This window comes from Micromonospora sp. WMMD730, from assembly GCF_049178955.1.
In the GTDB taxonomy this organism is placed as follows: domain Bacteria; phylum Actinomycetota; class Actinomycetes; order Mycobacteriales; family Micromonosporaceae; genus Micromonospora; species Micromonospora wenchangensis.
This window is the reverse complement of record NZ_JBMHML010000002.1, coordinates 2,090,694-2,109,910: the sequence shown is the minus strand read 5'-3', so window position 1 is coordinate 2,109,910 and position 19,217 is coordinate 2,090,694. Positions and strand designations below refer to the sequence as shown.

The 19,217-nt window shown below is 67.7% G+C and carries 14 protein-coding genes; 4 read left to right on the top strand and 10 right to left on the bottom strand.

Annotated features, from left to right (window positions below):
• Positions 1–311 precede the first annotated feature (311 nt).
• The 3 genes from ACN265_RS09440 to ACN265_RS09430 are packed head-to-tail and all read right to left on the bottom strand — an operon-like array spanning position 312 to position 4,858.
• Positions 312–1,904 carry a CATRA conflict system CASPASE/TPR repeat-associated protein gene (locus ACN265_RS09440; protein WP_421406859.1) on the bottom strand — a complete coding sequence of 531 codons (1,593 nt, stop codon included), beginning with the start codon at positions 1,902–1,904 and terminating at the stop codon, positions 312–314.
• 10 nt (positions 1,905–1,914) lie between these two features.
• A complete protein-coding gene (locus ACN265_RS09435) occupies positions 1,915–2,253 on the bottom strand; it encodes a CATRA system-associated protein (protein WP_420119746.1) in 339 nt (112 codons plus the stop codon).
• A gap of 13 nt (positions 2,254–2,266) precedes the next feature.
• Positions 2,267–4,858 carry a CHAT domain-containing protein gene (locus ACN265_RS09430; RefSeq protein WP_421406857.1) on the bottom strand — a complete coding sequence of 864 codons (2,592 nt, stop codon included), beginning with the start codon at positions 4,856–4,858 and terminating at the stop codon, positions 2,267–2,269.
• 55 nt (positions 4,859–4,913) lie between these two features.
• Here ACN265_RS09430 and ACN265_RS09425 point away from each other — a divergent pair, with 55 nt between their 5' ends.
• Positions 4,914–5,771: a macro domain-containing protein gene (locus tag ACN265_RS09425; protein WP_421406855.1), complete on the top strand. Its 858-nt coding sequence runs from the start codon at positions 4,914–4,916 to the stop codon at positions 5,769–5,771.
• A gap of 46 nt (positions 5,772–5,817) precedes the next feature.
• On the opposite strand, the gene ACN265_RS09420 is transcribed toward ACN265_RS09425, so the two are convergent.
• From ACN265_RS09420 to ACN265_RS09410, 3 genes are all read right to left on the bottom strand, one after another.
• The gene (locus ACN265_RS09420) at positions 5,818–9,975 is read right to left on the bottom strand and encodes a TIR domain-containing protein (protein ID WP_421406853.1); all 4,158 of its coding nucleotides are present in this window, start codon (positions 9,973–9,975) and stop codon (positions 5,818–5,820) included.
• Positions 9,976–10,084: 109 nt separating this feature from the next.
• Positions 10,085–10,228: a hypothetical protein gene (locus ACN265_RS09415; protein WP_420119742.1), complete on the bottom strand. Its 144-nt coding sequence runs from the start codon at positions 10,226–10,228 to the stop codon at positions 10,085–10,087.
• A gap of 465 nt (positions 10,229–10,693) precedes the next feature.
• A complete protein-coding gene (locus ACN265_RS09410) occupies positions 10,694–11,230 on the bottom strand; it encodes a transposase (RefSeq protein ID WP_421406850.1) in 537 nt (178 codons plus the stop codon).
• Between the two features lie 232 nt (positions 11,231–11,462).
• Here ACN265_RS09410 and ACN265_RS09405 point away from each other — a divergent pair, with 232 nt between their 5' ends.
• Both ACN265_RS09405 and ACN265_RS09400 read left to right on the top strand, forming a co-directional pair.
• Positions 11,463–11,816, top strand: coding sequence for an effector-associated constant component EACC1 (locus ACN265_RS09405; protein WP_421406848.1), 354 nt, complete (start codon positions 11,463–11,465; stop codon positions 11,814–11,816).
• Positions 11,813–12,937 carry a caspase family protein gene (locus ACN265_RS09400; protein WP_421406846.1) on the top strand — a complete coding sequence of 375 codons (1,125 nt, stop codon included), beginning with the start codon at positions 11,813–11,815 and terminating at the stop codon, positions 12,935–12,937. The genes ACN265_RS09405 and ACN265_RS09400 overlap by 4 nt, the downstream gene beginning before the upstream one ends.
• 232 nt (positions 12,938–13,169) lie before the next feature.
• Here the strand turns inward: ACN265_RS09400 and ACN265_RS09395 are convergent, their stop codons facing one another.
• Entirely contained in the window at positions 13,170–13,589 is a 420-nt protein-coding gene (locus ACN265_RS09395) for a hypothetical protein (RefSeq protein WP_421406844.1), read from the bottom strand.
• Complete coding sequence (locus ACN265_RS09390) at positions 13,586–14,428, bottom strand: IS5 family transposase (protein ID WP_421406842.1); 843 nt, start codon at positions 14,426–14,428, stop codon at positions 13,586–13,588. The genes ACN265_RS09395 and ACN265_RS09390 overlap by 4 nt, the downstream gene beginning before the upstream one ends.
• 220 nt (positions 14,429–14,648) lie before the next feature.
• Between ACN265_RS09390 and ACN265_RS09385 the strand changes: the two genes are divergently transcribed.
• Positions 14,649–15,065 (top strand): hypothetical protein, encoded by a 417-nt coding sequence (locus ACN265_RS09385; RefSeq protein WP_421406840.1) that lies wholly within the window; start codon positions 14,649–14,651, stop codon positions 15,063–15,065.
• Here the strand turns inward: ACN265_RS09385 and ACN265_RS09380 are convergent.
• Positions 15,055–16,896: a DUF2357 domain-containing protein gene (locus ACN265_RS09380; protein ID WP_421406838.1), complete on the bottom strand. Its 1,842-nt coding sequence runs from the start codon at positions 16,894–16,896 to the stop codon at positions 15,055–15,057. The genes ACN265_RS09385 and ACN265_RS09380 overlap by 11 nt on opposite strands.
• The gene (locus ACN265_RS09375; protein WP_421411435.1) at positions 16,896–19,139 is read right to left on the bottom strand and encodes an AAA family ATPase; all 2,244 of its coding nucleotides are present in this window, start codon (positions 19,137–19,139) and stop codon (positions 16,896–16,898) included. The genes ACN265_RS09380 and ACN265_RS09375 overlap by 1 nt, the downstream gene beginning before the upstream one ends.
• Positions 19,140–19,217: the final 78 nt, after the last annotated feature.

Below are 19,217 nucleotides of genomic sequence, written 5' to 3'. Positions count from 1 at the left end.
TCAGCCATCCAGCCAACCACCCAAAGTCCGGTGACGCGCCTGATCGGATCCGCATCCGACCTCGCCACACTTCCGGCTCTGCACACCGCCCGAAGTCCCGAACACCCACGAAAGCTGATTTCCAAATGCATGTTGATGATTAACGCCATAGGAGAGCGCGCGGAGCGTAGCCGCATGTGCGGCCACAGCCGGTTCTGACGCCGCCATGACACTGACGGATCGGCGCAGCGGGTGCTGACCGCCGGGCTGAGGCCGTCGCGACCGCCGGATCTCGCGGTGGTCCGGCTCGCTGACGAACTGGAACGAGCACCCTACGGAGCTGACCTGGTCGTCCAGAACGTCCGATCATACGCGGACAGATCCTTGAAGCGACTGGTGTCCAGCCAGTCCGTCCCCATCATGTTCACGGCGCAGCCGGCGGCGCTGAGCCGTTGGGCGATCTTCTGCAGGCTGGCCGGCGTGCCATCGAAGTGGATGGTGTTTATGCCCGCCAGGTCGGAGATCGGGCGTAGTTTGCCGATCTCGATGATCACCGTCCGGTTGCGTTGCAGGGCCAAGGCCATGCCGGCCTCCAGGAAGACGTTGGGACGAGCCTGCCCGGTCAGTTCGCTCTCGTGCACGAGATCGCCCTTGTTGCGCAGGCTCTCGTGCAGAATGGCGCCGTCGTCAGGGGTCATCAGGACGACGGCGGCCTGGTTGGTCTGGAAGGCCCGCTGCAGGACCTCCCCCATGTAGGGGGAGGGTTCTCCGGTCTGCCGCACGATCTCCTCCCAGTCGAGCGGATGCAGGTCGATGGCCTGCAGGAAGGTCCAGAGGGCCTGGCGGGCCTGTTCATCCCGGCCGTGGATCACGAAAACGTCGCGCGGGTTGGGTATAGGCATAAGTTCTCCTGTGGGTTCGGAGCGCCGAGAGGGTGGGAGTTCGGTCAGCGCACGGGCTCGGTCGTCAGCTATAGCCAATGTGGTCAGTTCGTTTCTGAGGCTGCGACGGAGCCACCCGGTCAGCGCCAGGTCGTCGGCGAGCGGACCGGCAGCGCCGGAGGCGTCGGGGCCCAGGATCTCGCGTATGGCGACTTCCGCGTTCTTCATGTTGTGCCGCATCTCGCGCAGGGCTGCCCGCCAGTAGGCGAGGTCGGTGCGGATCTTCGTCAGGTCATCCGGGCCGGCGGCGTCCAATCGCTGCTGGACTCGGCGCAGTCCCCCGGCTTCCTGCCATACCCTGAGCTGATGGCGGACAATGGCAGCATGTCGGAGATGGTGGCCGAACGGCGGCAGGACCGGCAGCCCGTTCGACCACGTCCAGTCGCTGAGTTGGTCGTCGTGCTCGGGTCGGGCGAGAATCAGGAACCAGCGCTCCGCGCGGTCGTCGGACCCGTGTAGGCGGGGCTCCCACAAGGCCAGGCCGTCTGCGGTCAACACCCCGTCATGCCACCAACCGTGAGGGCCGGTGATCGGTAGGTCCTCGGCGACCTCCTCAGCCAGGCTCGGCTCGGCCGAGCCGGAAACCTCGGCCTTTCCCAGGAACAGATATGCCGCCCCGAGCAGTAGCCCCGACCATGGCCCCGTGATCGAACGCCACGACCGGTCGAGTTCACCCCATCCGGGCGCGCCGTCGAACAAGGCGCCAGGAGAAAGTACGGCCGACAGGTTGACGGTTGCGGGAAACCGGCGCAGCATCGCCTGATACAGCATGTGCGGGTGCTGGCATGCGGCCACGACCATCTCGCCTCCACCGAGATCCCTGGGTAGGTCGCCGAGCGTCACCGGGAGGGTGGTGGGTAGCCCCGACCGCCTGAGCGGAGCGGTCATGCCGAGTACCTCTTGGCACCGCGTCCAGATCTTCCTCAGTTCGCCGTAGGCAGCCTCAGCGTGCGGCCCGTCCCCCCGGGCGAAGAGGTGAACCACCAGTTCTCTGTCAGCGGCCGCCGGACTCACCGTTCGGCTTTCCCTGACCGGGCTGCTTGGGGCTCTCGAGTGTGTCCCTGAGCCGGGTCACCTTCTCGCGGATCTTCGGCGGTTGTCTGCCGGTGGCGCCGCTGTCGGCGCTCTTGACCTTGGTGGGGCCGGCCCACTCCAGGTCTGCCACGGCATCCCGGAACTCGTCGGTCGCCCCGGCCGCGAGGGAGGCCGCCACCCGTTCGAGCAGCGTGTCGATATCGGCCCAGCCTGCGGGATCGAACTGCCAGTCAGCCATGTCGTCGAGCACGTTGCGGAGGTCGTCGAGCACGTCGACCGGGAGGGAGTGATCGGCCATGAACCGATCGTAGTCACGACCGCTGCTCGGGGCTCGGGACACCGGCAAGGCGCTCAGCCCCTGGCGGGGTGCGGCGCGGTCTCCAGCGGTCGAACCCGTCACCCACAATGGAGAGGCCGGCCCAGGCGTGCGGGGGGATCTGCCGGGGGCCGACGCTACGCACGTAGTCGATCTGCACCTGGCGCAGCGCATCGACCGGGGAACGGGCCTGCGCCAGCTTTGCGTAGAAGGCGCCGAGCAGGGTGGCGGTCCGAGACGTAAGGATGTCGACCGTGCCGGCGAGGACCCAGCGGGCCCCGGCGAGCAGTGCCGCAGTCGGAAGGCCGAGCGGCTCGGCTGCCGCGCGCTGGTCGAGCCGCCCCGCCCAGCAGGCGGGCATCAGCACCGCCTCCGGTAGGCGGCACCCGAGCAGGTCGGCAGCGGTCAGGGCGTCACCGTCGCCGAGCTCCAGGGCCTGGCCAAGCCCGCCGGTGGCCGTGCCGTGCACGCTGAGCAGGACCGCCGCGTGATCTGCCGCGTCGGACAGGGAGGACCGCACCTGGTCGCGGGTGAGCACCGTGACCGTCGGAAACGCGAGCTTCAGGGCGGGCTGTTCCCGGCGAACGGCGGGCACCGACTCGTCCAGGTACGCCAGCAGGCCCGTCCCCCGGCGGACCGGACGCGACCGCAGGGCCGTCCAGAGGGTGATCGCGGGTACGACCGCGATGCGCGCCAGCTCCGCCAGGTATCGCGTGCCGACCCGGATCGCGGCCACCGGCACCGGCCCCAGCAGCCCGCCGGTGGAGATCACCAAAGCCGGTTCCTCACCCCTCTCCAGCGCCGCGGCCAGACCCGGGGGAATGATCGCCGCACCCAGTGCGGCCAGGGCGTCGTCCTGGAACTCGGCTGCGAATCCCTCCTCCGCAGCGTGGTAGCGGTCCAGCCAGCGGCGTACGTCTGGCGGCAGCAGCACCTCGTCGACCCTGGTCGTGCCGTCGGGGGCCAGCCAGATCCGGTTGCAGATGGTGGTCTCGTCCTCCAGCACGTCGACCAGCAGCGCGTGCCCACCTTCCGGCATTGCGGCCCGCGTCGCGGCGAGGTCGACCGGCTCCGGTACGACGCTGCGTCGCAGTTCGGTGTTGGTGAGCCGGTCGAGTCGGCGGTACAGCTCGGGCAGGCGGGCGGCCTCGTCGGGTGCTCGTCGGGCCAGGGTGATCGCCGCGACGAGCTCGTGCAGCGCCGGGGAGAACCTGGCTCCGGCTCGGATGAACGCTGCCACGGCCTCCGCGCGGGCCGCGGTAGCGACGGTGAACGCGGTGGGCCCGTCCTCGTCGCGGGCGGCGCAGTGCATAGCCAGTATGTAGGCCTGCCTGCTTTCGCGGTAGAACGTCTCGCGGTCGGCTGGATCACGCAGTCGCCGCCCAGCCTCCTCATTGAGATGGAACGCCCTGACCGCGTGCTCCTTCGCCTCGGTGACCTGGTCGTCGAGGATCAGGTCGTGGGCCAACTGGTAGTGCGCCAGGGACGCCGCGCTGGGATCACCCCCCATCTCCAGTAGGAGCAGTGCCTGGCGAAACATCTCGATCGCAGCGGGTCGGTCGCCTCGCGCCCGCTCGACCATCCCCCATTCGAGGGCGGCCTCGGAGAGATGCCGTGCGTCCGGGGCGTCGCCGAACGGCAGGGCCGCGAGCCGGGCCGCTGCCCCGTCGAGATCTCCCACGAGTCGGTCGAGGCGCGCCAGGCCCAGCTCACTGAGGAGTCGATTGCCGGGCTCGCCGGCACCGAGGCGCAGCGCCTGGTGGAACCGGCGACGGACGTAGGTTTCGGCAGTGGGATCCTCCCGTGCGGTGAGGAGCTGCATCTGGCCGAGTCTGCGGGCCACGTGGGCGGCACCGAGGCGTCGACCCGCCCGCAGGTAGAGCGTGAAAGCCCGGCCGAACGCCTGTCGCGCCCCCACCGTGTCACCGAGCTGACCGAGGACGGCACCGAGTTCGCGTTCGATGTTGGCCGACCCGATCCGTCGGCCCAGTGCGGTATAACGGTCGCTCGCCTCGGCCAGCAGAATCCGCGCCCGGTCGAAGTCGTAGGCAAGCCGTGCGGAAACCGCTGCCATGTGGGCCCGGTCCGCGCGCAACTGCTCGGTCCGTGGATGGAGTGGGCAGCGGGGCAGCAGCTCTTCCAGTGCGTGCAGATGCTCGCGTGCCTCGGCGAACCGGTGTCGCAGGTGTGCCACCGATGCCCGCTGCGCGAGGGCCTGCCCGGCTCTCAGGTGGTCCTCTCGCGAGGCGGCCAGCGCACCGGCCCTGGCAAGCAGGCCGTCGGCGTCGTCCAGCCGACCCTGGTAGCGGGCGAGGATCCCACTTTCCAGCAGTGCCTCGCTGTGCAGGTCAGCCAGTTCGGGCACGTCGACAAGCCTGATCACCTCGGCGTACGCGACGGCCGCCTCCCGGTAGCGCTGCTCGGCGCTGAGCACCCAACCCCAGTCGAGCAGCACCCGGGCACGGATCGTCGGGGGCAGATCCGACCGAGCTGCCAACGGCTCGAGCAGACGGCGGGCGGCCGGCAGATCATGACTGTCCACGAAGGCCGATGCCTTCTGCAGAACTCCGTCGATCTCTTCGGTCACCAGGCCATAGTGGACCGCCCTGGCAATCCTTGACCGGGTTCGGAAGGATCGGGCCGTGCGATGGCTACTGACGATGCGGGGAATGCGGCGAGTCGCGGCCCACGCGTTCGCCGGGTTCGCCTCCGCAGCACTGCTGCTTCAGACCTATCAGGCGATCTGGAACCGTTCCATCTATCCCCGGCGGGAGCTCATGGTCGCCTTCGTCGTGGTCGTCGCCGCGGTGGCGTACGGCGTCGCGCGGGCGTGGCCACCCAGCCCGGTGCGGCGGCGGCTGACCCACCCGGACTGCTCCATCAGGATCATTGCAGGGGATCTGTTCGACCAGACCCAGTCGCACCTCGTGGTGGGTTTCACCGACACGTTCGACACTGACACCGGAGACGACCGCATCATCAACCGTGGCAGCGTACAGGGCCAGTTCCTGACCCGGATCTACGACGACGACCGCGCTCGGCTCGACATGGATCTGGACACAGCCCTGGCAGGGGTTTCTCCGGTGGGCGTCCTGACACGTCAGGAGAAGCCGCTCGGCAAGAGGACACGCTATCCGGTGGGCACGGTTGCCACCCTCGGCACCCCGCAGCGGCTCTTCTTCTGCGTGGGATACAGCGCCATGTCGCCCGATCTGGTGGCGCAGTCCGGCCCCGACGAGTTGTGGCACAGCCTCGGCCGGCTGTGGGCCGAGGCGCATCGCCGGGGGCAGCGTGGCGGGATCGCCATGCCGGTGGTGGGGGCCGGGCTGGCCCGGGTTGACGCGGTGCAACGGCCGACCCTGATCAAGCTGATCCTGTTGTCGTTCGTCGCTGCGTCGCGGCAGCGTGTGATCAGCCGTGAACTCTCGATCATCGTTCCTCCCGGGGAGTTCGCCGAGTTGGACCGGCTGGAGCTACAGGAGTTCCTCGATTCCCTCTGAGCAGCCTGCCGGGTGCCGGTAGCACCCCCACCTGCCAGGAGCGCCGTCAGGGGCGGCGGGTGTACGCGTCGAGCCCGGTGAACCTCGTGGTGTCCAGCCAGTCCGTGCCGGTGTCGTTGATCGTGCAGCCGGCGTTCTTCAGCCGCTGGGCGATCTTCTTCAACTTCTCGACCGAGCCGTCGAACCGTATGACGTTGCGGCCCCCGAGGTCGGAGAACGGGCGTAGCTGCCCGATCTCGATGATGATCGTCCGTTGCGGGTGCAGGGCCAGCGCCATGCCCGCCTCGAAGATGACGTTCGCGCGCGGCTGCCCGGTCGGTCTGATTTCGTAGTCGGGTTCGTTCGCACCGTGCAGGTTGGGGTGCAGGCTCGCCACGTCGTCCGGCGTGAGCAGGACGATCGCTGCCTGAATGTCCTCGAAAGCACGGGCGAGCACGTCGCCAAGGAACGGCGCGGCACTGCCCGTCTTGTGCACGTTCTCTTCCCATTCGACCGGCCGCAGGTCGAGAGCCCGTAGAAATCCGTAGAGGGCCTTGCGGGCCTCTACGTCGCGGTCCTGGATGACGAAGACCGTCCGGGTGTTGGGCATCGACGTCTCCGGTATCTCGTTGCCCGCCGGGTCGGGCGGGCGTAGGGCCAACTCGAACAGGTCGGGGATCGGGCGTTGGCTGCCTTCGCGAGCCTGGCGATGGAGGGCAGATTGGTAATGTTCGCGGACCTTCTGTGGCATGACGGGTTCCAGGTCCCGCAGCCAGAGGGGGGTCGGGCGGACGCGGTCGATGCACGCGCGTACCGCGATGGCGGCCAAGTCCACGTCGTGCTCGACCAGTTGCGTCACGAAGTGCTCCCGCTCGCCGGCGGGCATCCCCGCGATGGCGTCTGCGATAGCGCTGTACCACGAGCTGGCGAGTTCCTCACGCCATCGGGTCGGGGTGGGAGCCAGTTTGTTGAGCCGCTGGGCGGTGTCAAGCACCAGCTGACTGGAAGTGGGGCGGCCGACCCGCTTCAGCAGATGCCCGAGTTCGGCGAAGCAGGCAGTGAACGCCATCCGGTCGGACTTGTCATCCAGTTGGTACCCGGCATCCCAGACGAGCGCGAATACCCGACGGGCGAAGGAGTGCCTGCGCGGCCCGCTGGGAGGCAGCGCGGCCAGCCGCGCATTCGCGGCCAGCAGGGCCCGCCGAGCAAGAATCTCCTGGGTACGCACCTGCTCGGTGCCGAGGTCACGTGGCCCGCTGGGGCTCGTCGTCGCCCTGCTGCGAAGGGTCGCACCCCGCTCGATCACCGTCTGGAGTGGGCCGAGGAAAGGCGCCGGGTCCACACCAGCCCAGTCCGCCGATCGTATCGACGCCAGGAGCAACTCCAGGGTCGAGATGACCAGGTACGCGCTCGGTCGCCGCTCCAGGACGTCGACCAGCAGGGCAGGTCCGGGGGCACGGTAGACGCCGCGTTCGAGCAACAGCCGCCACAGCACGAAACCCTGCCGCCGCTGGTCATGGTTGCCGGCCACGACGAGCCGGGCACGTAGCCGGCGAAGCTCGCCGTGATGGTCGGCGAGCAGTTGGGTGGTCACTGTCGTGGTTCGCCGCAGCACCGCGCACACGTCGGCGACGTCACCGCTGCGTCCCGCCTCCGAGATCAGGTACCCGAAGGCGGCGTGGGATCCAGCCCGGGCGGCGTACTGCAGGCGGGCCAGCACGGATGTTCGCAGCACCTGGCGTTGCAGCCCGTCGGCTCCAACGGTGGTGACCCGCCGCAGTGCTCGAATGGCGTCCGGTCGCCCGGCGAGGGCGGCGTGTACCAGCAGCGGCAGGAGGGCGTCACGCCGGTACCAGTTCTCCTCCGGCACCTCATCGGGAAGCGCGACCAGCAGTTGCTGGCCTTGGACATTCGCCCCGTGCAAGGCGTTGACGAAGAGCGTCGGCGCTGCTCGGCTGCGGTCGGCACGGCGGCCAGCAGGCAATCGGCTCAGCTCTTGCCGACATCGTCGGCGCGCGTGCTCGGCCAGCGACGAAGGCGGTCGGTGTTCGTCAGCCAAAGCCTGGCCCAGCACCGTACAGACGCCCTCCTGGCGCGTCGGGTCTCGTTCGGCCAACAGGGCGGCGAGAAAGGCACCGGCCTCACGAGAGTCCAGCGCTCCGGCCGCCTCGGCACAGGCGCGGAGCTCGGCTCGGCGACCAGCCTTGCTCCAGCGCGAGGGAGCCCCTCGGCGCGGGCCGAGCGCGGAGCAGGTGTGCGCCAACAGGCCCACCCCGCTGCGCTCGGTGAGCTGACCGGCGCGCAGGACCGAATACGCGCACTCCAGTCGTTCGGCGTTGGTCTCGTTCTGCACCGTCCACACCATCTCGGCCAGTTCCGTCGCGACCTCTGTCGGAAGGGGAGTGGTAACGGCGAGCCGTCCCATCAGCTCGAGTATCTCCGCCATGCCCTCTACGTTCCGAGTCGAGGCGAAGGCGGTGAGGCAGCGCATGAGCTGGTTCGCGCACCAACGGGGTGCGTACTGCGACAGCGGCTCCAACAACTGGAGGTGCACGTTGTCCCGACGGCGCCATTCGTCCGGCGGCTGGTCGGTGAGCCAGTCCAGGCAGCCGTGATCCGTCAGGAATCTCTGCACCGCCTCGGGCTGCTGGGCAGAGAACCGGGCCAGCGCCCCGACCACGTCGAAGGCGAGCGCCTGGTCGATCCGAGCGTCGCCCTGCGGACACGCGCGGTGCCAGAGCAGCGCCAGTTCGGCCTCGACCCGCTCGAATCCGACGTGGTGGACCGACGGCAAGAGTCGCAGGTAGTCACGGACCCCGTCCATCGGGGCGCGACGCAGGGCAACCTCTGCCCCCGCACGGAGGGAGCGACCCGGTGCCGGCATCCGTGCGTACGTGCGCAGCGTCAGAGTGAGCAGATTGGTGTCGTCGGTGCGGAGCCAGTCGCGCAGGAGGTGCTCGACGAGCACCGTCGAAATCCGAGCATCACGGCCGGCCAGGAGCAGTACCTGCGCGGCGACCTCGCCGTAGAACAGGTCGAGCGGGTCGGCGACGACCTGGGCGGCCAGCGCCGTGAGCAGCGCCGTTCCTCTACTGGCGACGCCGCGCGCGGCGGCGTGCTCGAAAAACGTCTGGTGGAAGAAGCGCACCCGCTGGCTGTTCGCCGGCATGAGAAGCACACCGCGGGCGTGCAGTGCTTGAACAGCGGCGTCGGTTGCGGTGCCCGAAACCTGGGTGAGCTGGCGTGCGCGCTCGACCAGTCGAGTCGTCTCCGACTCAACCACCCCCGCAGTCAGCAGGGCCAGAGCGACGGCCTCTGCCTCCAGACTCAGATCGTGCTGGTCGCCGTGTACGGATGCACCCCGGTGATCCTCCTCGATCCGACGCCACCAGTACCGTTCGTACAGGGTGATTGTGTCGATGTCGTTAGGTGGCACCTCGTCCGGTGCGTACAACTCGAACATGAGTCGCAGCGCCAGCGGAATCCGGCACACCTCGCGCAGGGGCAGGCCACGTAGGGACGCGTCGCTGACCGAGGCAACCACCTCCGGAACGCGTTCTTCGTCGTAGAATGCTCGGGCGTAGGCCTCAATCGCGGCGGGCTGTTCGGTCCGGTCGAAGGGTCCGAGTCGGACGCCCGATATCGAATTCTCCGGACCACGATCATCTTCCTTGTCGCCGTAGTCGACCTCCAGCTGGCGAGCCTCGACGGGTCGGCTTGTCACCAGTGCCGGTATGCTGTGTCGAGCAGCCAGTCCGAGCAGCGCGTTCACCCGACCCCGGGTGCCCTGATGCTGCAGAAGCAGATCCAGGGTGTCGACAAGCAGCACGACCGGTAGCTGCGCGCGTACCGCGTCGCGTATGGCGTCGTCGAGGATTTCTGTCGTCAGACCCGCGCCGGTGTCGTCCTCGGCGAGAAGCGCGGTTGCCGGGATCAGCAGGGGAAGCCGGCCGATCTCGGTGAGCCGCCGGTGTATTTGGCTCAGCAGCGCGGTTTTGCCGTAACCGGCCTCGCCCACCAGCGCCGTGATCGAGGGTGTGGTCAGCCGTTCGAGGAGCCTTCCCTCGACCGCCCGGGTTACGTAGGCACCGCCACTGAGCCGAACCGGCGTGGTGCCGTCACGCGCCGCGATAACGTCGCTTTCGGCGAAAGCCACGGCACTGATGTCCTGTACATGGCGCAGCGCCGGTGAGATCGACTGCTGTTGTCGCTCCGGCATTACCATGAATGGATGGTATCCAGGCCGATCCCCAGTCTCGTCCGGGCTACCCCAGGGGGTCCAGGGTCGGGATCCTCGTCGCCTCGGTACCCCCGCTCCATTTGGCTCCAGAGCGTCAGGGGCGCGATTCCGGTGCCGGTTGTCCCTGGGTGAACATCAGTACCACGATCACCCGCCGCAACTTCACCGGGTCTTTCGCGCTCCGGGTGATCTTCTGCGACAACTGTCCCTCGGTCATCGACACCTGCCGGACGAACATCTCCGGCCGTCTACCCGCGCATCGCCACCCTCGCCCAACGCGACACAGCAACGGCAGCCCGAGTACCCATTCCCCGTCGCCTCACCGAGGACGACATCCGACACCTTGTCGGCAGCTCCGACGACATCCGCAACACCCTGCGAGACACCCAGAGCAGTGACAAGAGCACCCGCCTACCGGAAGCTACGCCTCGCCCTCACCGACAACCCCGGGCAAAACAAAATCAGCGTCGAGGCTAAGCCTGACGCTGATTACTGTGGGGTAACTGTACGTGTCCGAGGGGGGACTTGAACCCCTCGACACAGCATCCATGCACCAGTTGGGTGCTCATGCGTCTAATCTACAGGTGACTAGACCGACCGGCAAACCCCCGCGTCGCGCATGGCGATAGGAACGCTTGAGGTTGGGTGGCGACATTGCCCCGAACTCTAGGAGCCGCGAGTGGTTGCTCGTCTTGATCAAGCACTAGAAGATGACCGGTGCTCGGATGAGGCGTGATCGGCTCGCATCATCTTTCGCATAGCCGCTATGAAATGCTCGCTCTGGCCACGAGTCCGGGGTCAGCGTCAACCGGACGACGTGCTGATACCGCCACCCAGTCCTGATCAGCGCCGCGCCACGCGGGCCGCCCGGGGTGTACTGCGGCTGCCGGTCCGGGCTGGTAGCTGCGTGCGGCCGTGGCCACGCGGTGGTGTCGACGGCATACACCCGGGGCAGGCCGGACCGAGCGGCGATCCGGCACGCCGCCCGCAACGCCCGACGGGTGTCCACCTCGCCGTCACGCAACGCCCGGTACGCCGCGGCGTGCCCGGTGACCGTGCCCAGCGACAGATGCGCCGGACAGCCACACCGGCCCTGACCGGCGGCCAACGCGTCGACCAGCGTGAACAACGTCCGTGACCGAGACACCAGGACGCCCCCGTACAACTCCCGCCGCCACGCATCCAACAAGATCCGGCCCAACCCGCCGTCACCAACACCGGTAGCCGTTACGCTCCTCATCGAGGACCCTGCCCATTGGAGATCTTTGTGTGAGAACCCAGATCATGGACAGGGTCCTCCCCATTCCGCTAGACCCCCACCACCACAGATCCCCCCGACGGTCAAAACACGAGAGGGTCTGCTGCACCTATAGGTGCAGCAGACCCCTACTTTGAATGCGGACCTGGATTGGTCGCCTACGCGACACTACTGGTATGTGGCGCTCCTGCAGCAGGTAGCGGATCATCGTTAGGTGCACGCAAGCATCGCCCTCGTTGACGACACAGCCGAACAACTGGCGTCGCTCTACACCTGGCTCCAACGCGACGACGAGTTGCGTGGCCGAGTCCGATCGGTTGCCGCAGAGTTGAAGTCGGGTGACATGGGCGGTGTCACGGAGACCTTGACCGTGGCGCTCGGAAGCGGCGGGGCGGTGGCCGTGCTGGCCGGCACACTGAGTGCCTGGTTGTCGGCCCGCCGCACCAGGATCAGCGTCGAGATCATCGACGGCGACAGTAGCCGGCGCATCGAGATCGACTCCGCGAATGCGGAGGCTGCGGCCCGGCTGCTGCGAGAAGCGTATGAGACGACTGGCGGACCCTCATGAGTACGCGTTTGCCGGACCCGAGGCTCTCCAACGCCCTGCTGATCGGAACAGCGCAATTCACGAGTGATGCGCTCAGTGACTTGCCGTCCGTCGCCAACAACGTGACCGCGCTGGCGGAGGTGCTCGCCGACCAAGCCGCCAGAGTAGTAGATCCTTCCCGATGTCGCCAGCTGATCAATCCTCGCGCCCAGCACGAGGTCGGCACGGCGCTCGACGAAACCGTCAACGCCGCTGACGACACTGTGATCGTCTACTACGCAGGCCATGGGCTTCTTACTCCTCGCGGAGTACTGCACCTCGCCGTAGCCGACACCGATCCATACCGCGTCGCCTACACCGCCGTTCCCATAGAGTGGCTGCGCATGGCCTTGGCCGAGAGTCCGGCGAAGAACCGGATCCTGATCCTGGACTGTTGCTTCTCCGGGCATGCGGCGACCGCGATGACCTCCATCTCATCAGCAGTCACCGCCGCCATCGACATCAGCGGCACTTACACCCTCACCTCCGCACCGGCGAACTCGGCTGCCATCGCTCCAGCCGGTGAACGATTCACTGCCTTCACCGGCGAACTGCTCCGGGTCCTACGCGACGGCATCCCTGGTGGAGACGACCTGCTCTCGCTACGCGAGATCTACACGGCCCTGGTCCGTGGACTACACGCGCGTGGCATGCCTCGTCCGCAGCACCTCGGCACCGGGCTCGCCGACCACATCGCGCTCGGTCCGAACGCAGCCGGCCAAACGCCGATGACTTCCGAGGACGCCATGCCACCCGCCACCACCGAAGCACCGGCGAACGCGTCGGCGGTGCAAAGCGAGGAACTGGAGAAACGCTTCCACCAGGCTCTCGTCAACGGCTACCGCACTATGAAGCGCGAAATCAACTACAACGCGACCGTCTACATCCGCATGATCTCCGTCCAAGGCGGGCTCGGCGCGGCCCGGCAACTCCTGCACGCGTCCTCGGTCTCCAGCGGATTCACTACCCTCTGGGAGAAGGGCCGCCTCGACCTCACCGTTGAGGCATTCGTCTTGCGCGAACCCTGGTCGGCGCTCTTCACCCATGAGGAACTACAGATCGCCCGCGACCGGCTCGCTCAGTACGGCTACCACCCGGACTAGCGACTCGGCGACGTGGTACTGGCGGGAGTGATGCCGGTGACGGTGGCGCCTGGTAGTAGGTGTCGGTGAAGTTCCGGAGGTCCGCTTGAGCACCGGCTCGAAGCCGGGGACTCCGCCGGCGACCCGGAGCCGGCTGGTCGTCGACTTCTCGACGACAGGACGGCTGAGAGGGTGATTCGAGAGGTTTCGTCCGCCGAGAGTGTGGCCGGAGCTTTGGGGTCTGCTCGGTGGGCTAACTGGGCGGCGGTGGCGGGGTGAGGGTGAAGAGACCGGGTTCGGGCTCGGTCAGGATCTGACGGGCGACGAGGCGTTTGAGTCTGGCGCGGAGACTTTCGGTGTCCTTGGCGGTGGTGCCGGTGCCGAGGGCGCGGCAGATGTCCTTCGCGCGCATCGGTGTGGTGGCGGATTGGAACACGGTGAGGATCTGCTGGTAGGCCGGGCTGGCGATCGTCGCGTCAGCGGGTGCCGCCAGGTTGGCGTGGCCGGTCAGGCTCAGCAGGGTCTTGCGGGTGATGGCGAGTTCGGCCAGGCCGGTCTCGGCTGTGGTGAGCTGGTCGGTGAGGGTGGCGATCTGCTCGCGGAGCCGGTCGACGGTGGCGCTGGCGGCGGCTTCCCGTTCGGCGATCAGGTCCAGCAGCGACGGCGTGGTCATGGCCGGGGTTGTGGGTCGCGCCAGGACATGGTGGTGGTGCCGGTCAGCCGGCGGATGAGGTTCGCCGTAGACGCCCACCAGGTGCGTGACACCGCCGAGGCGGGCCTGCTCTCGTACTCGCGGACCGGCCGGCGGTGCAGCATCAGCGTGCCGTTGGTCTGCTCCACCACCCACCGCCGCTTCACCGGCACGAACCCGGCTCTGCTGTCGGAGCGTTTGACCTGCTCCACATCGACACCGCGTACCGCGCCGTGGATCGCCACGTCGTCTTTGAACCCGGCGTCGACCCATGCCTTGGTCACCGACGGGGTGTGCGCCAGGACTCTGTCCAAGAGCTGCACACCGATGGCGTTGTCGGTGACCGACGCCGCGGTGACCACCACCGCGATGATCAACCCCAGAGCGTCCACGGCCAGGCCCCGCTTACGACCCGGCACCTTCTTCGCCGCGTCCTTGCCGGTCGTCACCGCCGGGACGTGGTTGGCGGCCCGGATCGACTGGGTGTCCAACACCACCGCGCTCGGGTCCTCCGACCGACCGGCACGCTCCCGCGCCTGACAGCGCAGCAGGTCATGGATTACCTGGTCGGTCCCGTCGTCACGCCACACGGCGAAGTAGTAGTACGTCGCGGACCTCGGCGGCAGGTCATGCGGCAGATACGCCCACTGACAGCCCGTCCGATTCTGGTAGAAGATCGCGTTCACGATCTCCCGCAACTCGTAACGGCCCCGATGGCCCGACACCGACGGATGCCGGGCCTTCCACGCCTGCAGGAACGGCCCGACCACCGCCCACTGCTCATCGGTGAGATCACTCGGGTACGCCGCTCGTCCGCCCACGACCAACACAACGCCGACGAACCTCACCGGTTACGACACGGACTCAGCTTTCACGTACTCCACCCACGACCCGCCGGCGAGGGCCCTCAGACCGTCTACATACCCACAGTGGACAAAAGCTCTCGGATCACCCACTGAGCACTCACAGAAAAGGAGCCGTGGAGGCTTGGTCCAGCCCAGGCACCGCCACGACGCCTCTCCCGGAAGGCAGGACGCCACCATGACCATCGGCGCAGATCACTACGACTACGTCATCGGCGTGGACACCCATGCCGCCTCATACACCCTCGCGCTGATTAACTCGAGCACCGGCGCGGTCGAGCAGCAGGCCCAGCTCGAACCAGCCCGGCCGGGCTGCGCCACCCCCTGGATTCAGCGTCACACCCAGGACACGACAACGCTGATCGTCATCGGCGGTGCCGGACCCTACGGAGCCGCCTTCACCGAGCAGCTCACCGCAGGGCCCTTGGCCGTCCCCCGAGCCGAGCACATCCGGCTGTCCCGACGCATCCCCTCCGAGGCCGCGTTCGTCGCCCACGCGGCTGCAACGACCCGTGATAGTTACAGAAGCACCTCAGTCGCTTGCTGCGTCGACGATGCAGCCACAGTGCGCAGTCCGGCCTGCATTAGCCAGTAGAAGGTACCGCCGGACAACCGCATCCAGGCCAGCCCGGGCAGGACTTACACCAGGAACACCGGAACCGAGCTCCTGGCGCGAGACTGTCGTCAACGCAAGGCACGGCGAGTAGGTCAGCGCCCGCCGTCACGTCCAGGCGATCGCCGCCACTCCCGTCAGGCAGAACGTTGTGCATCCATAAAACGGGATATACCTCGCCGCATGCTCCGCAGATCCGGGTGCCCCAGACCGTCGAGCACGCATCACAGCGGCATTGGAATGTGTTCCGGTCCCGAGGCTCGAATTCGCTCTTAGTGGCGTGACAGATGGGGCACGCCTCGAACAGGTCGAACAACCGGGACGCCGCCATAGTCCGTGCCAGCGACGACTCCATCGACCGCGAGTCCGGTTCACGTCCGGCTGTTGCACGAACCAGTGCCTCTACCTCGTCCATTGACGGTCGGCGGGTCACCGAGATCTTCCCCGGAGCAGCCGAGTACCACCAGCCATCGCTGCCTTGCGGCACACTCGCGGACAGCTCCACACCGGGCGGATACTCTTCGACGAACCGGCGGCCTTGCAGCACCCACCGAAGCGCCCGGGCGAGTCGCTCCTCTCCCTCGATCTCTAGCGGTGTCACTGGAACCAGACAGGGCAGCGCGCCGAAGCCAGCCGGGTGCACGAGGTACCCGGCTGCGGACGGCAATGCCGTCCGGGCACCGCGGAGGCCCGGATACACGACGATTGTGCGGTTGGCCTGCATGCCGAGCGCGGCAGCGCGCGCCCGTTCGGCGGCGGGTTGGCCGAGGTCGTCGGCGATCGGTACCAGCCGAGCTAGGTGCTTTCCGTCGGCGGCGATATTCAGGGCTCCGTCGTCCGCCACCGACCACGTGACACTGCCGGCTGGACCGCTCAGGCGCACGGTCGAATCGATGACCGGTAGTGCATCGATGGGATCGTCCGGCTGATAGCCGAGGATCGCCAGCGCACGCAGGGAGAGCGCGGCGACGTAGTGCGCATACGCATCGGGGAACGTACGCTCCGCCGACCTCACGCCGGCTAGAACGGAGGACTCGTGGACTGCCCACAGCTCCCAGAGCGCACCGACCTGCCGGTACCGCCCGTCGCCGAGAAACAAGTTTGTGCGCATGAGCCGGATTGGCACGGGCACCCGGCGGTTGGCCCGCCGTAGCACAGGCGATCCGTGCAGCGCCGCGAGCCGTGCCCGGGCGCGGCGGAATACGTCGAGGGTCTCGGCGACCGCAAACGTCGACGCGGTGGTGTCAGAGAGCACCTTGGCGACGAGGCGGGCGACCCGGTCGAGCCGGCGCCACGACCGCGCATGTCTCAGCACCCGGTTGTACTCGTCGAGGTCGGTCAGGCCGTCGGCGAGCGTGGTCAGCTCGCGGATGCGTCGGGTTAGGTGCTCGCCGAGCCGGTCCACGAGCTGCGCGGCCACCCGGTTTTCGTAGAAGTCGACGTCTTCGGCGAACCGCTGCGACAGCACACGCAGCGGAAGGATACGCCCGTGCTCCATGCCCGCCCAGTCCTCGGTGTGTCCGGCTAGGCGGGCGAGGCCGGCAGGTGGCACCCTACGCGCCAGGTCCGCTCGCACCAACTCGTCCACCCGGTCGAGCCGGTCGTGGGGTCGGAGGCAGACGTCGGCGAGGACGCCGAGCCCGTCAAGAATGGCTCGCTCGAACCGGCTCAACTCGGCGTGATGCGACGCGTCGGGCACGAACATGTTGTCGGCTAACCACCCGCTGAGGGTTGTGTTCCTGGTCAGCGCACGGGCGACGTCGATGACGGTGCTGACGACGAGCGGGTCCGGTGCTCCGGGCCGGTCGGCCATCACCCTTCCCTTCGCCGCTGCTCGTCGTCGAGGAGGCGCATGCACCGAACCGGGGCTCCGCGCAACCCGCGCAGCTCCCACGCAGCGCAGATGGTGTCCCGAATCTTGTTGAGGCCACCGGGGGTAATGTCATACCGACCGTGCAGGGAACGAAGGATCTTTCGGGCCAGAAAGTGGTCGGCGGCGAGCGACCGGCCGTCCTGTCCGTTGTCTTCGCCCTCCGGCCGTTCGGCGACCGGGTCGCCGGCGTGGGCTGCGACGACGACGGGTACGAACGCCTCCATCTGGCGCTCGAGCCGCGGCCCCATAACCACCCGGCCGTGTTCACGCAGATCGTCGGCTACCTCCTCTATGAACCCGCGCACCTCGGTCGTGTCTGTCCGGTGCGCCTGCTTGGCCTGCTCGAACGACTTGCGCAGCGCGACAACTCCGTAGGGCTCGATTTCCAGGACCGTTGCCGAAAGCGGCAGCCAGGGACGCTGGGCTGGCAGCTCCATCAGATGCGCTCGATTGTAGGTCTTGTCGGCAAATTCCAGCGTAGACTCGTCCTGGTTCGCGGTGCCGATGAACCAGACGTTGCTAGGCAGACGGATCCGGCAGCCGTCCACAAACCACTGGGGTGCCCGACCGTTGCCGCGAGTGACCAGCTGGATCGGCTCGCCCTCGTGCTCGAGCTTCGACAGCAGGATCGAGAAGTACTGTTCCGGTCGGGCCAGGTTCATTTCGTCGAGAACGATGAAGAACGGCCGCTCGCGGTACCTCGGCGTCTGCGCCAGATAGAGGGCTTGGAGGAACTCAGACTCCTCGAAGCGACGCTCAAAGGTGTTGTGGTGTCCGAAGAGGTCCGTGCGATCGCGCCAGCCGGCTTGCACCTCGACGACGGTGCACTCAGTGCCGAGCGCCTTGGCGAGAGCTACCGGCAACGACGTCTTGCCGATTCCACTCATGCCCTCCAGCAGGTGGAGGCGGCTCATCGCAAGTCCGCCGAGGAGGACGCACACATCGTTGAGTCGGTAGGCCCGTCGGCTGTCGGCGAACATGACCGTCTGCAATGACCGGGCCAACTGTGAGAGGTTGGGCCGCTCGGCGCTGATGGCTCCGGGTTCGTTCAGCTGCGGGTCGTCGTCCATTTCGATGCAGCGGGGGAAGATCGGCGTGCCGGCGTCGGGACGGTCTCGGGTCAATTGCTCGACGGCGCCATGTAGCTCGGCGATCCGACTCGCGTAGCCGCGGGTAACTACCTCGAAGTGCCGTTCGGCATCGCTAAGCTGCTTTAACTGAAGGTTGTTGATGCGGCTCGCGAGAGCAGCACCCTCCAGCTCCTGTACACGATAGGCGAGGCGGTCGCGCTCTCCCGTCACCTCCCGGTGCTGCTGCTCCAGCCAGCGCAGCCGGTGCAGGTCGTCGTCGGCCAGCCGCTCGGCGAGCTTGCCGCGCAGTTCGGCGTTGTCCGCGGCTAGCCGGTCGCGTTCGTCGATAAGGTACTGCGGATCGGTGCCGCCGATCCGCAGGAGTTGCTGCTCCCGCTCGGCCAACTGCTTGCGCAGCTCGTCGATTGTCTTGATCCGGGCGTCGGACTTGATCCGTAGGACCTGCAGCTCGCGGTCGAGGGCGGCGACGTCCGCTGCGGCGCGTGCCTCAATCTCCGCCTCCAAGTCGTTGAGCTTGCGCTGCAACTGGAACTGCTGTCCCAGTACCGCCCTGAGTTGGTCATTCAGCTCCTCCTCGGACCGGCGGAGCGCCGCTTTGTCCTCCTGCAGCCGGGCGACCTGTTCCGCATGCTCCTCGGCGAGCCCGCGCCGACGCTCCTCCTCTTCGATCTGTGCCGTCTGCCTGCGGCGTTCCAGCTCGGCGTCGAGCTCGGCGTGGGCAGCCTGGGCTTGTGCGGTAAATCCGTCCCGGGCCTCCTGCTCACGGGCGCTCACCTCCTCACTCCGGAGGCGCAGCTGCGCCAGTTCGGTGGTGGCCTCGGCCCGGAGCGCCTCGGCGGCGGCGCGGGCTGCGGCGGCCTCAGCGAGATCCGCGTCGAGACGCTGGCGTGCGGCGTGCGCGGCGGCCTCGGCATCCGAGGCCCCCTGCGTCCGTTCCCGAGCCGCATTCGATGCGCGCTCGTAGTCGGCGGCTTGGCGTAGCAGGGCGTCGTATGCGGACAGCACCGCGTCGTCGTTCGTGGTCGGCTCCAGCCCCTGCTCGGCGAGGGCAGCGGTAACCTCCGTGTCGTCGTCGGCCCGCTTTACGGCCATCGCCAAGTCGGCAATCTTGTCAGCAGCGGCCTGCTGAGCCGAGCGGCGCTGATTCGGTGCCCAGTTCGGCTTCTTTCT